Origin of the sequence: Shewanella sp. NKUCC06_TVS, from assembly GCF_019345515.1 — a bacterium.
GTDB classification, from domain to species: Bacteria; Pseudomonadota; Gammaproteobacteria; order Enterobacterales; family Shewanellaceae; genus Shewanella; species Shewanella oncorhynchi.
Genome location: NZ_JAHKQX010000020.1, coordinates 49052 through 68267, shown reverse-complemented (window position 1 = coordinate 68267; position 19216 = coordinate 49052). Strand labels below are relative to the sequence as shown.

The window sequence follows — 19216 nt, the reverse complement described above, 5'->3', positions numbered from 1 at the left end:
TACCTTCACGTTCAAATACAGGATTTGGCTTCAGTGCCTATTTGCACTGACAACGACTTATTAAATTCTTGCTGAGCAAAATACATAGCACCGAGTTCGGGTGGTGCTAAGGTTTCTGAAATTTTGGCGACCACATCGGCACCGAGCCAGGCTTGTAAAGGCTCTGCAAGGCCACCGATCATCGAAAAACGCACCGGATTTAGGCTAAATAGCTTACGCGCCATGTCGCTAATATAATCTGCGCCCTCTTGTACTATCGCCGTCGCGACCGCGTCACCTTCACTGGCGCAATCGAGCACACTTCTGGCTAATGCGGCATAGCAACTTGATGATTTACCGGCTAGATTTTCGACAATGCCGAGCGCATCGGTGACGTTAAAGTAGCTCAGCAGCATATCGGTTAATCGGGTTGGTACGGCAAAGCCATCGAGTGCTAACAGCACGTGTTCCGCAGCTTTTAATCCAAGCCAAGCACCGCTGCCCTTATCACCTAATGCAAAACCATAACCGCCAATACTCAAACTGGTATCACCAACATGGGCATAACCGCAAGAGCCTGTACCCGTGATGATCACCGCGCCATCGGCACCACGGTGGGCACCAATACAAGCCGTATGCAAATCGGTAGTGACATACATGGCTGCAAAAGGATGCTGCCAGTTGATCACGTCTTGATATAACCGAGGGACATTTACGCCAGCAAGACCAAGACCCGCCACCAGCAAGTGACTATCGCTCTCGTTCATGCCCGCATCCAGCAACGCCAGGCGAGTCGATGCTTCAATGGATTCAAATGTTTGTGTGAGACCATGCAGTGGATTTGCGCGTCCAGCAACACCTGTCCCTAAAACGGTACCGTCTGCGCAGTAAATGGTGGCTCGACATTTACTGCCGCCGCCATCTACACCTATAAACAGTTGTTGATCTTTTGTCTGGACTAACCCCATGACACCCCTCTTCACCTATCAATGCAGCGCTACCGTTGCTTATTATTTGCCGTTAATACAGCGCTCAACTTTAGTTAACTCAATGTTACAGCAAAAATGACAGCGTTGTCATTTAGTTTTTTAAGTGATTTATGATCTAAAATCAAATTTAGGCAATCACTGACACAGAAAAACAAAAAGGCTGTATTTTATCTTTAAAATACAGCCAGATATAAAAACGATTTAGTTAACGATTAAACTTCGGCCTTTACGAATACCATCGGCCGCAATGGCTCGGATCTCAATTGGTGCAGTGACCGACAATCCCGCTTGATAAGCTTGCCATTGGCCATTGAGGCTACGGTATTCGAGTTTAAGGCCGGGATAGGCAATATTGGCAAACAGTTTACCGTCACGGATCTCGGCGCCGACCGTCGGTACGCGATAATCAATCCCCGCTTTATCTAGCTTGATAAACTCTTTGTGGCCCAAGGTATTCGCAAGTTGTTGCCACTCCTTTGCCTGTGCATCACGCATGGCTAAGGTAAAAGCCCCAGAGCTTTGGTTATACACAGCGCCTTGATACTGATAAGGCACTTCCCACGCAGCTTGATGCCAAGCACGCTCAGCCAGCATCAACAAACGCGGAAACACCATGTATTCAATCGTATCGTCACTGCGAATCGACTCACTCCAAACCTGCCCTTGCAAGCCAGTAAAGGGTTTGCCTTTCTCCCTTGGACCCGAGACTTTGTTACCCGCCTCATCAAATTTTATTCTGTCATCCGCTTCGAATGGCTGATTTTCAATATCGGTCCATTGCTCGGCGTTAGCGGCTAAATTATCAGGCATAAAGCTAAAGACTTTATGGCTATTGGTCGCGCGGCTCGCCCAGTAATAACCATGCTCTTTAGGATCGGCCTCATAGGGGAAGTCAAAGTACAATACCTCAGGATTAGAAAGTATGGTTTCCCAGCCGAGATTCGCCTGCTGATTGGCGCGCGAATGACCTTTGTGGGCAATCACATCCCAAATATTAGACTGCACCTTAGCGGGCATATTCTCAGGGCGAACATGGCTCATACCATCGCTCCATCCTGCTGCTTCAATGCCTTTTGCCGCTAACATAGTCGAAATTCGTTCAATAAAATAAGCGCCTAAGTCATCTATCGACTTAACGCCTTTATCGTTATTGGCGACAAATGCTAAACACTGCGGAGATTGTTTCCAAGCTCCCGCCGTTTCATCGGCACCAATGTGGTAACGCGTCAATGGTTGACCCGCGGCTTGGTGTAACTTGGCAATTTCATCAATCACTTTATCGACAAAGTGATAAGTCGATTCCATGCAGACGTTAAGCGTGTTGTCGTCGTAATATTGCACTGAAGAATAAACCGTTTTGTCGTTTTCATCGGATAACAAATATTGCTCAGCTGCAGTGGTTTTCCCTTCAGCTTGCAATTGACGAGCGCCCGCATCTAAAGCTTTTACCGCTGTGTTAGCTTGATTTGCCGTTTCCTGCACAGGGACAACCTGCACTTTGCCCGTGTTTTGAAGCTCTACGTCTTCAGCCTGTAATCGACGAAAACGCGCATCCATCGCTTTAATCGCGGCGCGGCTATGACCCGGCATATCCATTGATGGGATCACTTGAATTTGACGCGCCTCGGCATATTTCACTATGTCGATATAGTCTTGTTTAGTATAGAAACCATTAACGCTCGACTCCGCAAAAGGACCACTGCCCAGTTGCGGTAACAGACAGGTATTTTCAGCAAGATCATGACAACGTTTACTACCGATGTCGGTCAGCTCAGGTAGCCCGTCGATTTCGAGTCGCCAACCTTCATCGTCAGCCATGTGTAAATGCAGTTTATTGAGCTTATAAGCCGCCATTTGGTCGAGCAAATCCAGCAACAATTGTTTGCTGTGGAAATTACGTGCCACATCAATGTGCATACCACGAAACGGATAACGTGGGCTGTCTTCAATGGTCATGGCATTCACTTTCAGCGAATTCACATCCACAAGGCTTGCTAATGATGACAAACCGTAAGAGAAGCCCGTCGCATCATTGGCAGCGATCACAATTTCAGTTGGCTGAATATCTAAGCGATAACTGCCCTCATCCCCTTTTTGGCTGGCAAATTTCACGATAATGCCACTCGCAGATTCAGCCACACCCAGGCGAGCTAAACGTGCCACCGCTGCCGCAACTTGACTCTTTTGCTCTGGGTTATCTTGCTGATATTCTAGCTTAATACCACCAGCAAGGGATACTGGTGTATCTGTTGAATGGATCTTCACCTTTTGTGGCGTTGGGATAATGGTATCCACAGCCAAGGCGGCATCTTCACTCACGCTTTGATTGTCTTTAAATAATTGCGCGGCATCGGCTGGCGCGAGTTTATCCGTTTCAGTGCGTTGATATTGGGTTTTAAAATTCGTAAACCCTTCAACATACGGACGCGTCTCTAAACCCGTTTCGGCATCTTTACCCACTTGAGTGCTGGCGATAATGACGGGTTCTAATCCTTTTGCTGCGAGGTAATAGTTTGGCATAGCGTCGGTTTCAGCCAATTGCCACGGCTCACCACGGAACGTCAATTGCTTTTTCTCGCCCTTAACAAATCCCTTAAAAGCAGCCGTTGGCGTAATACGATGCAAATCGCCTTTAACGTGCGTTATCGTCAACTCACCGCTTTCAACCGATTGCACTGGGCGCATTTGGCTTAAATAGATTTCCCAATCTTGGCTGGCTAAATCCATACCGGACACGAAATCAATTTGAGCGACAAAACAGCGACCATCGGCTTTATCTTTTAGGCACTTATCGTCTGGCACATTGGTCACAACACGGTAAGTTACGACTAACGAATCCCCGAGTTGTTGTAACTGCGCTTGAGTTAATGCGTCCTGAGCTTGCTGTGTTTGAGCCACAGCCTTATCGGCTGACGCCGCGGAAGGCGTCACAGGCGCCTCGGAACAGGCCGCTAATCCTAAAGCCAGTAAAATGGCGCTTGCTGAAAGTGTTTTTTTCATGATTATCCTTATCTAGCTCCAGAAATGGCTACAATCTGAAGGAAGTTACTAACGTCCGCAGTCTTTCCCCTTGGTGAAACAGTCGCTCGCTCGAGTGCGCTAAGTGCTCGCTATCGAGTGAGGCTGAACCTGAGACATTGGCAAGATCATTTAACGTACGAGAAATCGCTTCGGTGACGCAGGTTTGCTCCTGTGCCGCATGGGAAACTTCGATGTTCATATTACTGATATTTGAGACTAAATCAGTCACTTTAGTAAGCACTAACTTAATTTCTTCTGAGCGGTTAACGCCCTGAGTTGAGAGGGCTTGGCTCGCTTTCATCACAGTGACCGTTTCGGCCACTCGGCTCTGGACCTGCTGGATCATCTTCTGGATCTCACCAGTTGCCTGTTGGGTTCGGCTCGCCAGCGTACGCACTTCGTCGGCAACCACAGCAAAACCGCGCCCTTGTTCACCCGCCCTCGCCGCTTCAATCGCAGCATTAAGCGCCAGTAAGTTGGTCTGTTCAGCAATACTGTTGATGACTACAACGACTTCATCAATCTTTTGCGTTTCTTGCTGTAACTGTGAAACGAACAATGCCGAGCGAGCTAATTCAGATGCCAGTTTACGAGTAATGTCTAATCCCGAATCGAACTGACGCTGACTGTCATCGACCGCTTTATCGGCCTGACTCGCCGCGTCCGCGGTGCGTTTCGCATTAATGGCGACTTCATTGGCACTGGCGCTCAGCTGAGTTACAGCCGTCACTGCCGCCTCGGTTTCTTTTAATTGGGTTTGCACGCGATCATTATTGGTTTGCGACAGTGACCCCAGCGCTTTGGCATCACCCAGTAATTGCCCTGAGGTTTCGTGCACTCTGGAAATCGTGCCGTGAATTTGCTCAACAAAACCATTAAATGCCTTGGCAAGCTGACCAATCTCATCCTGACTCTCAACGGGTAATCTGTGGCATAAATCGCCGTCACCGCTGGCAATTTCTTCCATAGCACGGACCACATTCCCAAGTGGATTAATCACTAAACGTTTAAGAATAATGAAGATAACAAATAAACTGCCACCGAGAATTAACAACGCCTGCAAGAAATAACCTAAGAGTAAATCTGACAACTGAGCGCGAATAGGCAACATAGAAAACTGAATAGCCAATTGGCCCGTTGGGTTACCTTGATCAGCAAATTGAATTTCACGTTTCACTAGATACTCATCGGCCACTGTTTGAGCCTGTTGACTCTCGGCTAACACTTTACCGCGATGGTCACTCACGACAATATGATAAATTTGCGCAGATTTAAGCATCACAGATAGCACTGCACGGATCTGCTCATAGTCGTAGGTGAAGATGGGCTGCGCCATAGTGACTTGCAAATTGGCGACGGTATTTTCTTCGAACTCAGTTTCACTGGCGGCCAATTTATCGCTCGCCAACCAGTAAGATGCACCGAACAGAACGCTAACAATCATAAAAATCGCTGCCGCTAATCCAATCTGTACTTTTAAGGCTAATGTTTTCATTATTTTGCACCTTGCATACTAAAAAGATCTAACCATAATTCTGTGCGTTCTATTGGTGTTAATGGACTTAAATCAGGTGTATCAAGACGGATAATCACCCTTTGTTCAAACTTAGCCTCACGGTACAGCTGCTCAATTTTAAGCTCGCGATTAAACATCTCATCAAAAGAGCCGTCGCTTACCATACTTTCAAGCCCGGCTAAAATGGCCGCAGCAAGTTCGGGGCGCTTAGGGGAAACAAAGAAATAAGCTGGCGAGCGATATTGCAGCAGGATATGGCTATCGACCTTAAGTGCGGGATCGGGGTGATTTGCGAGTTCTTCGCCAATTTCCTGGGCGCCGAGGGCAAGATAATCGAAACGCCCGCCTTCTAACATGGGGTATAAATTGGTGTACTGATAGCTAGTGACGACGGGTAATCCATTGGCTTCTAAAATCGTGGCATCGGGCCAATAACGATTTTGCCCCGCCTTTAACTGCCTAAAATCCGCCATGGTTTTCACATTAGCAAATCGTGCCTCATCCGATTTACGGATAATCAGCAGCCGATTACCGAGTAACCCTTTAAACAATGGAATGCGCACGGGAAGCACTGTTTCTTCCAATTCTTTTGAGGTCATGCTCCAAAACACGTCGACAGTCCCAGCGAGTGCTTCTTCAACCTTGCGCTTTTGATTCATTTGAGTCGACATTTCTTGCGCTTGATAACCCGAATCCGAGCGCCGCAGTGCTTCATCAAGTAACTTTAGCAACCATTCCTGCTGTATCGCGGTGGTGATTGTTTTTGAAACCTGTGCAGACGATTTAGACACATCAGAATTTGAAGCTAAATTATTTGTGGCTGTGTCGGCAGCAAATACAGCAAAAGAGGAAAATGCCGAAAAAAACGCTAATGCTATTATAAACAGGGGGATGCAAACCGTTCTTCTTGTCATGATGAGTGCGACATGGCCAATGACACTCGACATGCCAATTGCAATGACACGCATCGCAGCCGTTAAATGAATCGCCATAAATTGCAGCCTCTTTTATTATCTGGTTTATACCAGTGAGTTTTATTTATCTATGCCGCTAACGTTCAAGTGCTGAGGTAGGCAGTTGAGTAATACCGTAAAAACATCCTAAAAAAATGGCTGGGCACTGCTTACAGTACCCAGCCCACGCTAGTTTCTGGGGAGAGACTATCAAAATATCAAAGACAAACGTATCGCCGCCCGACAGCAATACTCCTGCCAAACACATGATAAGGAGACCTCATCCTCTCATGCAGACCTTACAAACAACGCGTCACACAAGCAGATGACAGCGTTGTCATTATTAAAGTACACAAGAAAGAACAGGATTTCTACATTTTTTTGACAATTATTGTTATTTTTTATGAATAGACATAATTAATGCAAATTATTCAAATACTTAAAATGTTTATTTTATTTATTCAAGCTTATGTGACAACGCTGTCTTTCATTGATAACATAGCGATAACATGACAAAGATCACGGTAGCTATTGATGAATCCCATTAACACACTTGTGCCCAATAATACCCAGCCTGCTCCGCGCTTAAATCGGTATTACCTAAACCTCAGTTTGGTATTACTACTCTGTGGAGCTTGGTTATTTTGGGCTAACCATTTTCATTCGCTATTTGATCTTATCCAAGAATATGGACGCTTCGTTTTTCTAGGAATCACAGGAGCGATATTTGCAAACTCGACGGGAGCTGGCGGTGGAGTCATCTTTATTCCGGTATTTTCGAGCCTCAACTTTAGTGAGTCTCAAAGTGTCTCGACTTCATTTATGATCCAATGCTTTGGCATGACAGCAGGCGCGATTTCATGGTCACTGCATTATAAAAAGCACCACCGAGAAGATGATGCATGGTCTGGTTTTGTAAAAGCATCATTACTTACCGCCTTCTTTTCTGTCTTAGGTTTCTGGAGTAGCCAATTACTACAACTCAATTCGCCCTCTTCGCTACACACCAGCTTTAGCATTTTCTCGATAGTGCTTGGTATCGCCATCATTATCAGTAGCAAAAGTAGCACACAAATCACTCGCTCTATAATGCCGGTCGATTTTCTTTGGCTCGCTCTCATTGGCTATTTCGGAGGTATTATCACAGCTTGGTTATCGGTAGGCGTTGGTGAATTAGTCGTCATTTATCTCATGATAAGGGGACTATGCGCCAAAATGGCGGTCGCCACTGGCGTTGTTGTTTCTGCGATTACAGTCTGGTCAGCAAGCCCTATCCATATTTTTTCAACAAATAGCCATGCCCTCTTTGAGCTAGTGTTATTCGCAGGCCCTGGCGCCATTATCGGAGGATTACTCGCTCGTAAATTAGCGCTCTTTCTCCCTGTAAAAGTATTAAAACTCTTTTTCTCCATTTGGATCATTTTGACGGGTAGCGTCATGTTGGCGAGTTAATAGGAAACATTAAGATGAATAATTCTCCGCTAAAAAGTATCACGATTGTCGGTGGCGGTAGCACAGGCTGGATGACGGCTCTCTACTTGAGTAAGTTATATAACCACTCATCTAATATCATAGATATTAGACTTATCGAAAGTAAAGAAATTGGTATTATTGGCGTTGGCGAAGCTACCGTTCATAGTCTACGATTCTTCTTTGCAGCTATGGGATTAGATGAAAATGAGCTACTTAGAGAAACAAACGCAACATTAAAGACCGGCATATTATTTCGTAACTGGATGAAACCAGTCGATGGTAAAATGCATGAATATTTCCATCCATTTGAGCAACAAAAACCATCTGGAAAAATTGATAATGCAAGTGCTTGGATTTTAAATAATCAGATTAATGAATCAAACAGCACTTCCTTTGCTGAAGCAACAAGCCTTTCATTTAGTTTAATGAGAAATAACTTAAGTCCTAAAACACAATACTTGAATCAATATCAAGGTATTGTCCCCTATGGTTACCACTTAGACGCGACACTTATGGCGGCCTTTTTAAAGCGCAAAGCCACCCAAGCAGGGGTAGAGCATGTTGAAGCAAATGTAACGGACGTTCTGGTTAATGATGGCAACATCACAGAGGTTGTAACTGACCAAGGCTTATTCAAGAGTGACATATTTATCGACTGCACAGGCTTTAAAGGGTTTTTAATTCAAAGCCTAAAGAATGATAATTGGCAATCATTTGAAACCGAATTACCTTGCAATAAAGCCGTTGCAATGCAGCGGGAATATCTGCCTCACCAGCAACCAAGAGCCTATACGACAGCAACAGCACTTAGTCATGGTTGGGCTTGGGAAATTGACCTAACGAATCGTCAAGGAACGGGTTATGTCTACGATGGACATAGTCTAACGAGGGAGCAAGCTGAGGCTGAATTAAAAGCTTATCTTGGCGATGAACAAGAGATCATAAGAACTGTTCACTTAGATATGAAGATAGGTTGTAGACGTGAATTTTGGGTTGGAAATTGTATTGCAATGGGGCTCGCAGGTGGATTTATTGAACCCTTAGAATCGACAGGCTTGCATCTTATAAACTTAGGAGCAAGATTGCTAGCGACGCATTTAACTTCATCTAATCCCTCCCAAGCGATAAGGACGTCATATAATATCGCAATGAACGGATTGTATACCGATCTTAGACAATTTATCGTACTTCATTACTGTTTAACTGATAGAGATGATAATGAATTTTGGCAAAAAGCTGCACAAAGCTCAGCATTCATACCTGCTCTAGAACAAAAAATGACACTATGGAAAGACAAGGTTTGTGAGTATGTCGATCTTGCCAATGGATATAGTTCAGTTTTTACAGATGAGAATTATCGATACGTACTTTATGGTATGCAGCATATTCCTGAAATTCATATACCTTGTCCCAAAAATGAAATATCAAGAATACTCGACAACTTAAAAACACAACAGTTTAGAGCAAAAGAGCAATCTTTATCACATCAAGAATTCTTAGCGAAAATTAAAAATATTTAAAATAATGAAGAGCAAGATTAAAAATCTTGCTCTACTCACCATTTAATTAAACCATTAATTAAGTTGGATGCCATACAACTTGATACGTTCAATTAACTCTCTATGGGGTAATAATTGCGATTTGAGTAATGTAACCTGCTTGCCTAATTTCTCGGTCATTACCGTGAAAAGCCTTTTCTCTTCATCATTTAATTTCCTCTCTAATTTTGACTCAAAGTCTGAGCCATAAAGTACATATAAATAATTTTCTAAATTGAAAAATTCTAGCGTAGAAGTAAAGTCATAGGCAGTCGGCATGTGATAGCGCCACAATTCTAAATGTTCTTTTAATGTGTCTGGAATACTTATTTCATTTTTATTATCAACCCAAAATGGCGTATCCATTCGTTTAGCTATGACATAATGAAGTTTAATAAAATCAATCACCCGATTCCAAGCATTCGATACGCGCTGATTATAACGATTAGCCACAAGTGGCATAACGTCAGTATTAGCAGGAAAACATTCGGCTAACATTCTGGCTGTCGCATCAAACATAAGCAGACCAGTCGCTTCTAGAGGTTCAACAAAACCACTCGACAAACCAATCGCCACACAGTTACCTTGCCACGATTTCTCTCTATACCCCACCTTCATCGGTATGTGTCGAAACGAGACGTGTTCTGCTGCTTTACCAAGATATTCCCGCAATACACTCTCAGCTTGCTCTATTGATGAATATTGACTGGAATACACATAACCAACACCACGACGTTCAGACAAACCGATATCCCATATCCAGCCAGCCTCTTGTGCTGTTGATTTAGTGAAACAAGGGATAGGCGTATATTTATCTTCATAAGGAAGCTGCACAACTAATGCTGAGTCGACAAACAAAATGTCACTCTTATCAACGAAGGGAACGTTACATGCGCTGCCAATGAGTTGAGCACTAAATCCAGTACAATCAACATACAAGTCCGCAGTCAATATACCAGCGTTATCAGTATGTAACTCTAAGATATTTCCCTGAGCGTCTATTTTTGTATCAATAACTTCTGCAAGCAGATGTTTAACGCCTAACTGTTCAACACCAAATTTGGTCAACATATTGGTAAACTTTGCTGCATCGAGATGATACGCGTAATGCATAGCCCCTCGATATTGAGGCTGTGTCATCGCTTTAGGACCAAATCCCGCATCAATCAAATGACCTTGAACTGACACAAGATCAGCGTAGCGGCCTCTATCTGAAAGAGATTTATTGAGCCAAGTTGAAGTGAAATCTTTAAAGTAGGGATAATCAAATAAATGGTGATAGTACTCCCCTGAATTGGGTTTATTCCAATCAATGAATTTAACACTCTGCTTAAATGTTACATCACAGCAACGAATAAACTCATCTTCTCGAATACCAAAATATTTTAATGTTTCGCGTAACATAGGCACTGTTCCTTCACCAACGCCTATAGTAGGAATGTTCGGGGACTCAACTAACATAACTTGTATTTTAGGTGTTCTAGCATTCAACTTTTTAGCTAAATGACAGGCAGAAATCCAACCTGCAGTTCCGCCACCAACAATGACGACACTCTTTATATTTTTTATTGAAGTCATGACCTATGCCTGCTGATTACTTAAACGCTCAACTCGATTTCTTCTTTCGCTAGGCGATTAATTTGATGTAATGAGTTCAAATGGCTGTAAATTGGAGCTAAAAGGCCTCGTTGCTTGATATCTAAGAACTCATCTGAGCTGAGTTGATTTAACTTAGCTTCGTCGATGAAATAGATACCATTTATGCCGTGTTTTTCGCCTTTGATGTCAACGGTAAGACTTTGGGGAGAAAATAATTCTTTTTGAGCAAAAAATGCAATAATTGCCTTACTCATTTGCTCTTGTTCGAAGTTTTTTATAATACTGTCTTTACGCAATCTTAAAAACGCAGTTTCCTCTCCACCTTCAAACAATGCATTTCCCTTATCAGTGCTCACATGAGCGCTTTCTTCTCGTATCCCCACCCATACTTTATCCTGCTGTTCAGCACTCAACATTAAACCAAACGGATAGTTTTTAAGTATATTTGGAATATACAGCCCTAACCATTTGCCATCTTTTTGCTTCAAATTCTGTCCAGGTTTTAATCCAAGCATAATTACGGACTGATATTCTCCTGTTTCACTATTTTTAACAAAAACAACAGGAGCATCTACAGCAGCAAAGGCAAACTCATAAATTGAAATAGGTAGTAAGTGTTGCGCAGCAACATGTTCATAAGTGGTAGGAGTCACTTTCAGGTGCGCATGTTTTGCTGAGTCAAGTGGGGTGATTGAATTAGTCATATGAGCTCCTTGAGGGCTTCTTCTGATTGAATATTATTGAGATATAAAATAAAGGGAGCAAGCTCCCTTTTTCATTTATACATGAGTTAAATCGAGATTAGAATCGTACGCTAGCGCCTAATGTAATTCGGCGGGCCATGTTGTATTCAAATACAGGGAAGCCATCCGTAAAACCACTTAGATTAGATTGGAACTGATTGTTACCAAACTGACGTGAACCTTCTTCTAACAGGTTATTACCATCAAGTTTAATATCCATATAATCAGTAACATGCCAAATTGCACTCAAGTCCAAGCTACCAAATGCATCGTGTAAACGATTACCGTATGAACCAGTTTCACGGATCATATATTCACTACGCCAGTTATATGCTAAACGAACTTGGAACAAATCGTTTTCAAAATAACCAGTTAAGTTATATGAGTGCTTTGAACTATCGCTTAAGAACGGGTTGCGATCTGTATATGTATTTGGGCTAGTTTCACTATCAGTATAAGTGTAGTTAACAATTGAGCCGAAGCCGTTCCCAAAGTCTTGTTGATATTGCAGCTCTAAACCTTGGATTGTCGCCGATTCGCCATTGGCTTTCTCTTGCACAGTCCAACCACCAGCAACTTCATCAGGTTTTAACGTGCCAGTAAATGGGATATCGGCGCTATCTGCATGGTACTCACTAAAGGTTACGAAGTTTTTAACATCCTTCATAAACAAAGCCGCAGAAAGTAATGACTCTTCATTGAAATACCATTCAATGCCTAAGTCTATTTGATTAGCAATAAATGGTTTTAACCCGATATTACCAACAACCCATTTTTGGTTATTAGGCACATCATCATTTGCACCTAAAACGTTAGGGTTAACATACATGTCATCATACTGTGGACGAGCCATAACTCGAGCCGCTGATGCGCGCAATATGAGATCAGGTGCTAAGTCGAATGCTACGTTTAAGCTTGGTAACCATTCCCCATAATTAGCTGAAGCATCGGCTTTCTTACCATCAACATAGTACGTTGAGGTCGCTTCAGTACCCGCATAACGCACACCAAAGTTACCGCGTACACCTTCTGATGCAAAGTTAGCCATCACATAAGCAGCATAGTTATCTTCATCAATTTCACGGTATGAACCAAAATCTTCAGTCTCACCGATGATGCTCGATTTAGCCCAATCTTTTAGTGCATCTGGATCAAAACGAATAATATCGTATTCACTCGTACCTACAGCAAAAGTACCAGTATTTAAGCCTGCTGTTGATATGACAGGATTAAAGTCATCGGCTTGTACAAAGTCAAAACGTCGACTAGTTGTATTATGCTTCGCATATTTCAGACCCGTTTTAATGGCATTAACCACACCTAGATCTACATCAAACTTAATATCTGCTTGAATATAAGTTTCATCATCTGTTTTTGGTGTTTTATTAAAGTTACTGCCAGTACCCATTGCAAGCGAACCAGGATCATAAGTAGCTGTATCAAAACCATTTAAATCCCAAGTTTGATGACCATTGGTAAAGTCGTAAGTCGCACCATTTAATGCTGTACCACCCAGACCATCTTCAACAACCATTTCAAAATCGGTACCACCAGTAGAACTTGTATCACCGATTTGAGTCGTAAACTGGTATCCATCACCGCTATATTCCATCTTCAAGTCGAAAACTTGAGACTTCATTGTCGCTTCACGAGGACGAGCTTGCCAATATGCTAAGTTAACAGGGCCTGCAACTTGAGAACCTGACTGTGATGCATCTGGCTTATCACCACCACATAAACCGCAGCCACCAATCCATTCCGTGTTATCCCAAGCACCAGAACCAGGAGCACCTGACCATGAAGTGTCAGCTTGCGTAAACCATAATGCGTAGTTGGTGTTGTCCGCGGCCATTTGCATGTCCATCGCGTTAAACACAAAGTTTAATGAATCAGACGGGGCATACTGAAATGTTGCAGCAATAGCTGAACGTTCGCGCTCTTGTTCAAATGCGACAGGGCCAGCACCCCATTCCCAAAAAGCTTCATCGCCTTGACGCTGCAAGCTACGATTTTGCATAACGCCAGAAACTAATACACCAAAAGTTTCATCATCATTCTTCCAGCTACCTAAGCCTGAAAATTGTGGATCTGTTTCACCCGAATCGCTTTGATATTGAGCTTCAGCAGAAGCAAAGAAAGTCATTGAATCCATATCCAATGGCTTACGGGTATTAACTACAACAGTACCACCCACACCACCTTCAGCTAAGTCCGCTTGAGATGATTTATAGACCTCTAAGTTACCAACTAATTCAGATGGTAATAATTCATAGTTAAATGAACGTTTTGCTGGCTCAAGAACAAACCAACCTGTTGAAGCTACGTTTTGTCCATTCAGAGTCGTCAAAGTCAGATCTTGACCCGCACCACGAATTGAAACACCCGCGCCTTCACCAAATTGACGCTGGATCGTGACACCAGGAATACGTTGCAGAGATTCTGCAACGTTTTTATCCGGAAATTTACCAATGTCTTCAGCAGTAATCGCATCCACAGTACTGTCTGAGAAGCGTTTAGCATTTAAGTTAGCTTGCTGGGAAGCGCGAATACCGCGAACTTCAATTTTTTCAATATTATCAGGTGCTGCGGTGGTTGCCACGGCGTCTGCAGCAACAGCGCTGATGGATACAGCACTGCCAAGTAGGATAGCAATATTTGTAGCTAGTACAGTTTTCTTAAAGGTTGATGGTCGCATCTCGTTTCCCTTCCATAACTTTATTATCGTTTTAGTATTCATAACCATTCCTCGCGGAATGACAACGCTGTCATGTCTAGTGCAAACATTACACAATAATTAACAGCCTTGCCACAACAAAATAACGATGGAAGCAAAAAAATGTCATAAAGCAGAATTTTGAATCAGTAGTTTTATTAAAAACCATTATAAAACATGAGCTTTAATATTATGACGTAAATTTACAACTCCAGCATAATTGTAACAATGATAAATTAACGCCAATTTGTAACAATTCAGGATTGCTAAGCACATCAAAAGCTCGCACTATAAGATGTATAATTCAGAAAAAACTGATAAAAAATGTAAGCTTGTAAATTGCTGGTAAAGAATTTAGGTTCATAGAACAGTTAACCCCTCGCGACCTTAGACAAAGAGTTTTTACATCAATGAAAGTCACTATCAACGACGTAGCTAAATATGCTGGAGTGTCTATCAAGACAGTATCCCGTGTAACCAATAACGAACCTTCAGTGAAGCAGGCCACCGTTGACAAAGTGAACGAGGCGATAAAAGCACTTAACTACCAACCTAATTTAGCAGCAAGAAATCTAGCAGGAACTAAATCCTATGCTATTGGTTTTATTTACGATAATCCAAACGCTTACTATATTATTGATATGCAAAATGGGATCTTGTCAGCCTGTAAAGACAAGGGCTATGAACTTGTCATCCACCCTTGCAATGCCAAATCAGAGACCATATGTGATGAGCTTACAGCACTAGTCAAATATTCTAGGCTCGCAGGATTAGTACTAACACCTCCCTTGTCAGAAGATCCTAAAGTACTCAAAGCACTCACTGAAATTGATGCTAACTATGTGCGCATTATTGCGGGAGAAAAGGACAACGATCAGAATGGATTGACTATTTTAGTCAACGATAAATTCGGTGCAGTTCAAATCACCCAGCATCTAATTGATTTAGGCCACAAGCATATCGCTTTTTTAAGCGGAGATTTACACCATGAATCCACCAAAGAGCGATTACTTGGTTTTAAACAGGCATTAACAATAAATAACCTAAAGCTGAATGAAAACTACATAATTGAAGGGAAGTACTCATTTGAGTCCGGTGTTGATGGTGCTAACAAGCTCATCAAACTAAAAAATCGCCCTACGGCGATTGTTGCTTGTAACGATGAAATTGCCGCTGGTGCACTTTTTGCGGCTCGTTTAGCGGGTTTAGACATACCCGTTGATTTATCAATTGTCGGTTTCGAAGATAGCCCATTCTCACGTCAAACCTGGCCTAAACTTACCACAGTACATCAGCCAAACGCAGAAATAGCTCAGGTTGCTACTGAATTATTAATAGCAAAACGTCGCGAGCAAGATGCCATATATTCTAGAACCTTTACTCCTGAACCTATCATTCGTGACTCGTCGGCAATTCCTAAACAATAAAAAAGAGAGCATATTTGCTCTCTTTCTATCTCCTAAATCACATAGAAATCAATGTAATTTGAGCTTTGGACGCTGCCACTTCAATAACTTTTGTGCCACTCGATACACAATTGCCGAAAACCAACCATAAAGGCTGGCTAAATGCCTCTGATACAAAGAGATATACATCAATCTTGCTATATGGCCTTCAACAAAGAAAGTGCCAGAGCGTAGGTTCCCCATTAAATTGCCTACCGCAGAGAAGCGGCTTAAAGACACTAATGAGCCATAATCTTTATAAATAAAGGCCTTTTCAGGCTTACCTTGTAATCGATTAACGATATTATCAAACAAGGTATCAGCCATCTGAGCTGCTGCTTGCGCCCTTGGTGGAACAGGCTGGCCAGAACTTTGGATCAATAGAGCGCAATCGCCAAGGGCGTAGATATCTTGATGACCTTTCACTCGCATACAATCATCAACTTCTACCTGATTTCGCGGAGTAATGGGCAGTTTTGCAAAATGCTGAAATGCTTTTGGTCCTTTGACACCGGCAGCCCATACTTTTAAGCCTGCTTTAATCACATCGCCATCTTGGGTAATGAAACCATCACGAGTCACTTCTTTAACTTGAACACCGATATGTAAACGTATACCAATCTGATCAAGAACAGCCTGAGCCCTAGCGCTTACACGCTCTGGTAATTGAGGAAGGATTTTGGGGGACGCTTCAATCAAATGCACATCAAGATGATGCTTAGCGATATTCAGATAGCCGTACTCTTTAACAGACTCAATGACATGATGAAGCTCTGCTGCCAATTCAACCCCTGTCGCACCCGCACCGACAATACCAATGCTGACTCTTTCTTGCGTTTCGTTTAATTGAAGTAAAGCGTCGAGTAATTTATGATGAAATAAATTGGCATTTTCAAGGCTGTCTAAGAAAATACAATGCTCATCAGCACCTAATGTATTGAAACTATTAGAAACTCCACCCAATGCAAGCACTAAAAAATCATAATCGATTTGTCGCTGCTCTAAGAGCAACTCGCCTTCATCATTATAGACTGCGGCTAACTGAATCGATTTAGCATCCGGCTCACACTGCTCTATCTCACCACGAATATAGCGATAACCGTTTTTAAGTCCATGATCGCGATAGAGTAAACCTTCAATAGATTGATCTATCACACCTACAGCGACTTCGTGTAATTTAGGCTTCCATATATGAATAGGACTTTTATCAATTAAGCACACATCGACGACATCACTACCGCCCCATTTACGGCCCAACTTCGATGCAAGCGCTAAACCAGCAGCACCACCACCCACGATCACTATTCTTTTTGTAGCCAAAATGACAACCTCATAAAACTCATTTGCGAGGCTAAGTTATACCATGTTACAGATAAGAGATAACTACATTAGTTGAGTAAAACAGGCGATTTTCCATTAAAGATATTTCAGAAACCCAGCAGTACTATTTAGTTTTTCCATATGCTTAGGCAACAAAAAAGGGCCACTAGGCCCTTTAGAATCGTTCGTAAGCAGTTTATACCGCTTCTTCGTTTTCTTCACCCGTTCGAATACGGATAACACGTTCAACATCAGTGACAAAAATTTTACCATCACCAATTTTGCCTGTGCGGGCCGTTTCAACAATGACATCAATTGCTTGGTCGAGCAGATCGTCTTGGATCACTAACTCTATTTTTACTTTTGGCAGAAAATCCACCATATATTCGGCACCACGATACAACTCTGTATGCCCTTTCTGACGACCAAAACCCTTAACCTCCAGTACCGTCATCCCAGTGATACCAATTTCTGCAAGTGATTCGCGCACATCATCTAACTTAAATGGCTTAATAATGGCTTCAACTTTTTTCATTAAAAATTCCTCATCCCTTGCAATAACATAAACAAACAGAATAACACTAGCTTACACGGGGTTACGTCAATATTGAAGTGAATGTAGTGCTTTACTCATAAAACACAGTTTCTATAAAATCGCTTTTAGCACATAAAAGTCTAAAAAAAGTACTATGAATATTGCCTCAGATTTTATACTTACATTCTAACCAGCACTAACTCGCTCGCGGGATGCAAGCGTAAAATAACAAGGATCTGTTATGAACTTCCATCGAAAAGGCTTTAGCCTGATAGAACTTATCACTACGATATCGATTTCAACAATCTTGTTAACAGTTGGAGCTCCTTCCTTGACCGAGCTCAGTGATCAGATAAGAGCTGATACCAATATTAAAACTATCCAGCAAACACTTCAATTTGCGCGAAATACAGCTGTTAGTTATGGTTATAGGGTCACAGTATGCCCACTCGTAAATGGGAAATGCACTCAAGATTGGCAAAAGGGATTAACAATTTTCATTGATACAGGTGTAGTCGAAAGCCTCGATGCTAACGATAAAATTATTAGGGTCATTGATGAATTCGATTCAAAGGATTTTTTAACATACAATAAAAGTTCGATAAAATTTCAACCTGATGGATTAGCTTCTGGAAGTAATGGTACTTTCAAGTATTGCCCACGAACAATTGATAGCAAAAATTCCCGTGCAATCGTTGTTAATCAGGCGGGTAGAGTTCGCCTTTCTACCGCAAAGAATATCAATTGCGATTAAATTTAAATATATACTCCCTATTTAAATTTAATTATATAAAAGCAAGAAAATCAATTTATTGGGTATATTGAAAATATAGAATAGATACTGACCATTAGAGTCTCCTCGCATATACTTAGCTAAGTTTTAACGAGGATAGCTACATGTTAATTATTTCAAGAGGATTTACCTTAGTCGAACTGATGGTCACAATTGCCGTAGCAGCAATCCTACTAGCCATAGGGGTTCCATCACTTACGTCGCTATACGAAGGGACACGCAGCGCTAATGAAATACGAAAAATTAGTGATGTGTTTGCTTTTGCAAGAAACCAAGCTGTCAACTATGGCGCAACAGTAACAGTCTGCCCATACGCGGCATCACCATGCGGCACAGACTGGAATAAAGGATTCAGTGTATATATTGACAATGGAGGTGCCAAGAATGTATTGAAAGTGATCGATAGTTTCAATACACACGATGTAATTTCCCTATCAGGGCCCGCCGATAAAAAAATTGATTTTACACCCGATGGTTTAGTCTCAGTTGAAACATCAATTATCTATTGTTCAAATGGGCAAAGTGACAATTCTAAAAGCATCAACATTAGCACTTCAGGTTTAATAAAAGAGGGCGCAGATGGGAAAAGCTGCACATAA

The 19216-nt window shown here is 42.2% G+C and carries 14 protein-coding genes; 5 read left to right on the top strand and 9 right to left on the bottom strand.

The window, feature by feature from the left end:
* Positions 1-11: 11 nt before the first annotated feature.
* The 4 genes from KO531_RS19450 to KO531_RS19435 form a co-directional block, all read right to left on the bottom strand.
* Positions 12-947 (bottom strand): BadF/BadG/BcrA/BcrD ATPase family protein, encoded by a 936-nt coding sequence (locus KO531_RS19450; RefSeq protein WP_006080664.1) that lies wholly within the window; start codon positions 945-947, stop codon positions 12-14.
* 222 nt (positions 948-1169) lie between these two features.
* On the bottom strand, positions 1170-3968 hold the full coding sequence (locus KO531_RS19445; RefSeq protein ID WP_219252031.1) for a family 20 glycosylhydrolase: 2799 nt from the start codon (positions 3966-3968) through the stop codon (positions 1170-1172).
* Positions 3969-3996: 28 nt separating this feature from the next.
* On the bottom strand, positions 3997-5484 hold the full coding sequence (locus KO531_RS19440) for a methyl-accepting chemotaxis protein (RefSeq protein WP_168823518.1): 1488 nt from the start codon (positions 5482-5484) through the stop codon (positions 3997-3999).
* Complete coding sequence (locus KO531_RS19435; RefSeq protein WP_131525463.1) at positions 5484-6497, bottom strand: transporter substrate-binding domain-containing protein; 1014 nt, start codon at positions 6495-6497, stop codon at positions 5484-5486. Before KO531_RS19435 ends, KO531_RS19440 begins: the two co-directional genes overlap by 1 nt.
* A 495-nt stretch (positions 6498-6992) precedes the next feature.
* On the opposite strand from KO531_RS19435, the gene KO531_RS19430 reads away from it, so the two are divergent.
* Both KO531_RS19430 and KO531_RS19425 read left to right on the top strand, forming a co-directional pair.
* Entirely contained in the window at positions 6993-7910 is a 918-nt protein-coding gene (locus KO531_RS19430) for a sulfite exporter TauE/SafE family protein (RefSeq protein ID WP_198573935.1), read from the top strand.
* Positions 7911-7924: 14 nt separating this feature from the next.
* Positions 7925-9451 carry a tryptophan halogenase family protein gene (locus KO531_RS19425; RefSeq protein WP_219252030.1) on the top strand — a complete coding sequence of 509 codons (1527 nt, stop codon included), beginning with the start codon at positions 7925-7927 and terminating at the stop codon, positions 9449-9451.
* A 54-nt stretch (positions 9452-9505) separates the two neighbouring features.
* Here KO531_RS19425 and KO531_RS19420 read toward each other — a convergent pair whose 3' ends face one another.
* From KO531_RS19420 to KO531_RS19410, 3 genes are all read right to left on the bottom strand, one after another.
* Positions 9506-11047 (bottom strand): tryptophan halogenase family protein, encoded by a 1542-nt coding sequence (locus tag KO531_RS19420; protein ID WP_219252029.1) that lies wholly within the window; start codon positions 11045-11047, stop codon positions 9506-9508.
* Between the two features lie 20 nt (positions 11048-11067).
* A complete protein-coding gene (locus KO531_RS19415; RefSeq protein ID WP_219252028.1) occupies positions 11068-11772 on the bottom strand; it encodes a SapC family protein in 705 nt (234 codons plus the stop codon).
* Between the two features lie 97 nt (positions 11773-11869).
* Positions 11870-14506 carry a TonB-dependent receptor gene (locus KO531_RS19410; RefSeq protein ID WP_247651455.1) on the bottom strand — a complete coding sequence of 879 codons (2637 nt, stop codon included), beginning with the start codon at positions 14504-14506 and terminating at the stop codon, positions 11870-11872.
* 428 nt (positions 14507-14934) lie between these two features.
* On the opposite strand from KO531_RS19410, the gene KO531_RS19405 reads away from it, so the two are divergent.
* Entirely contained in the window at positions 14935-15951 is a 1017-nt protein-coding gene (locus KO531_RS19405; protein ID WP_131525952.1) for a LacI family DNA-binding transcriptional regulator, read from the top strand.
* Positions 15952-15999: 48 nt separating this feature from the next.
* Here the strand turns inward: KO531_RS19405 and KO531_RS19400 are convergent, their stop codons facing one another.
* Together KO531_RS19400 and glnB are read right to left on the bottom strand one after the other, a co-directional pair.
* Positions 16000-17289 carry an NAD(P)/FAD-dependent oxidoreductase gene (locus KO531_RS19400; RefSeq protein WP_028760910.1) on the bottom strand — a complete coding sequence of 430 codons (1290 nt, stop codon included), beginning with the start codon at positions 17287-17289 and terminating at the stop codon, positions 16000-16002.
* A 196-nt stretch (positions 17290-17485) separates the two neighbouring features.
* Positions 17486-17824 (bottom strand): nitrogen regulatory protein P-II, encoded by a 339-nt coding sequence (gene glnB / locus KO531_RS19395; RefSeq protein WP_028760911.1) that lies wholly within the window; start codon positions 17822-17824, stop codon positions 17486-17488.
* A 241-nt stretch (positions 17825-18065) separates the two neighbouring features.
* On the opposite strand from glnB, the gene KO531_RS19390 reads away from it, so the two are divergent.
* Both KO531_RS19390 and KO531_RS19385 read left to right on the top strand, forming a co-directional pair.
* Positions 18066-18578, top strand: coding sequence for a GspH/FimT family pseudopilin (locus KO531_RS19390; protein ID WP_198573930.1), 513 nt, complete (start codon positions 18066-18068; stop codon positions 18576-18578).
* A 143-nt stretch (positions 18579-18721) separates the two neighbouring features.
* A complete protein-coding gene (locus KO531_RS19385; RefSeq protein ID WP_028760913.1) occupies positions 18722-19216 on the top strand; it encodes a GspH/FimT family pseudopilin in 495 nt (164 codons plus the stop codon).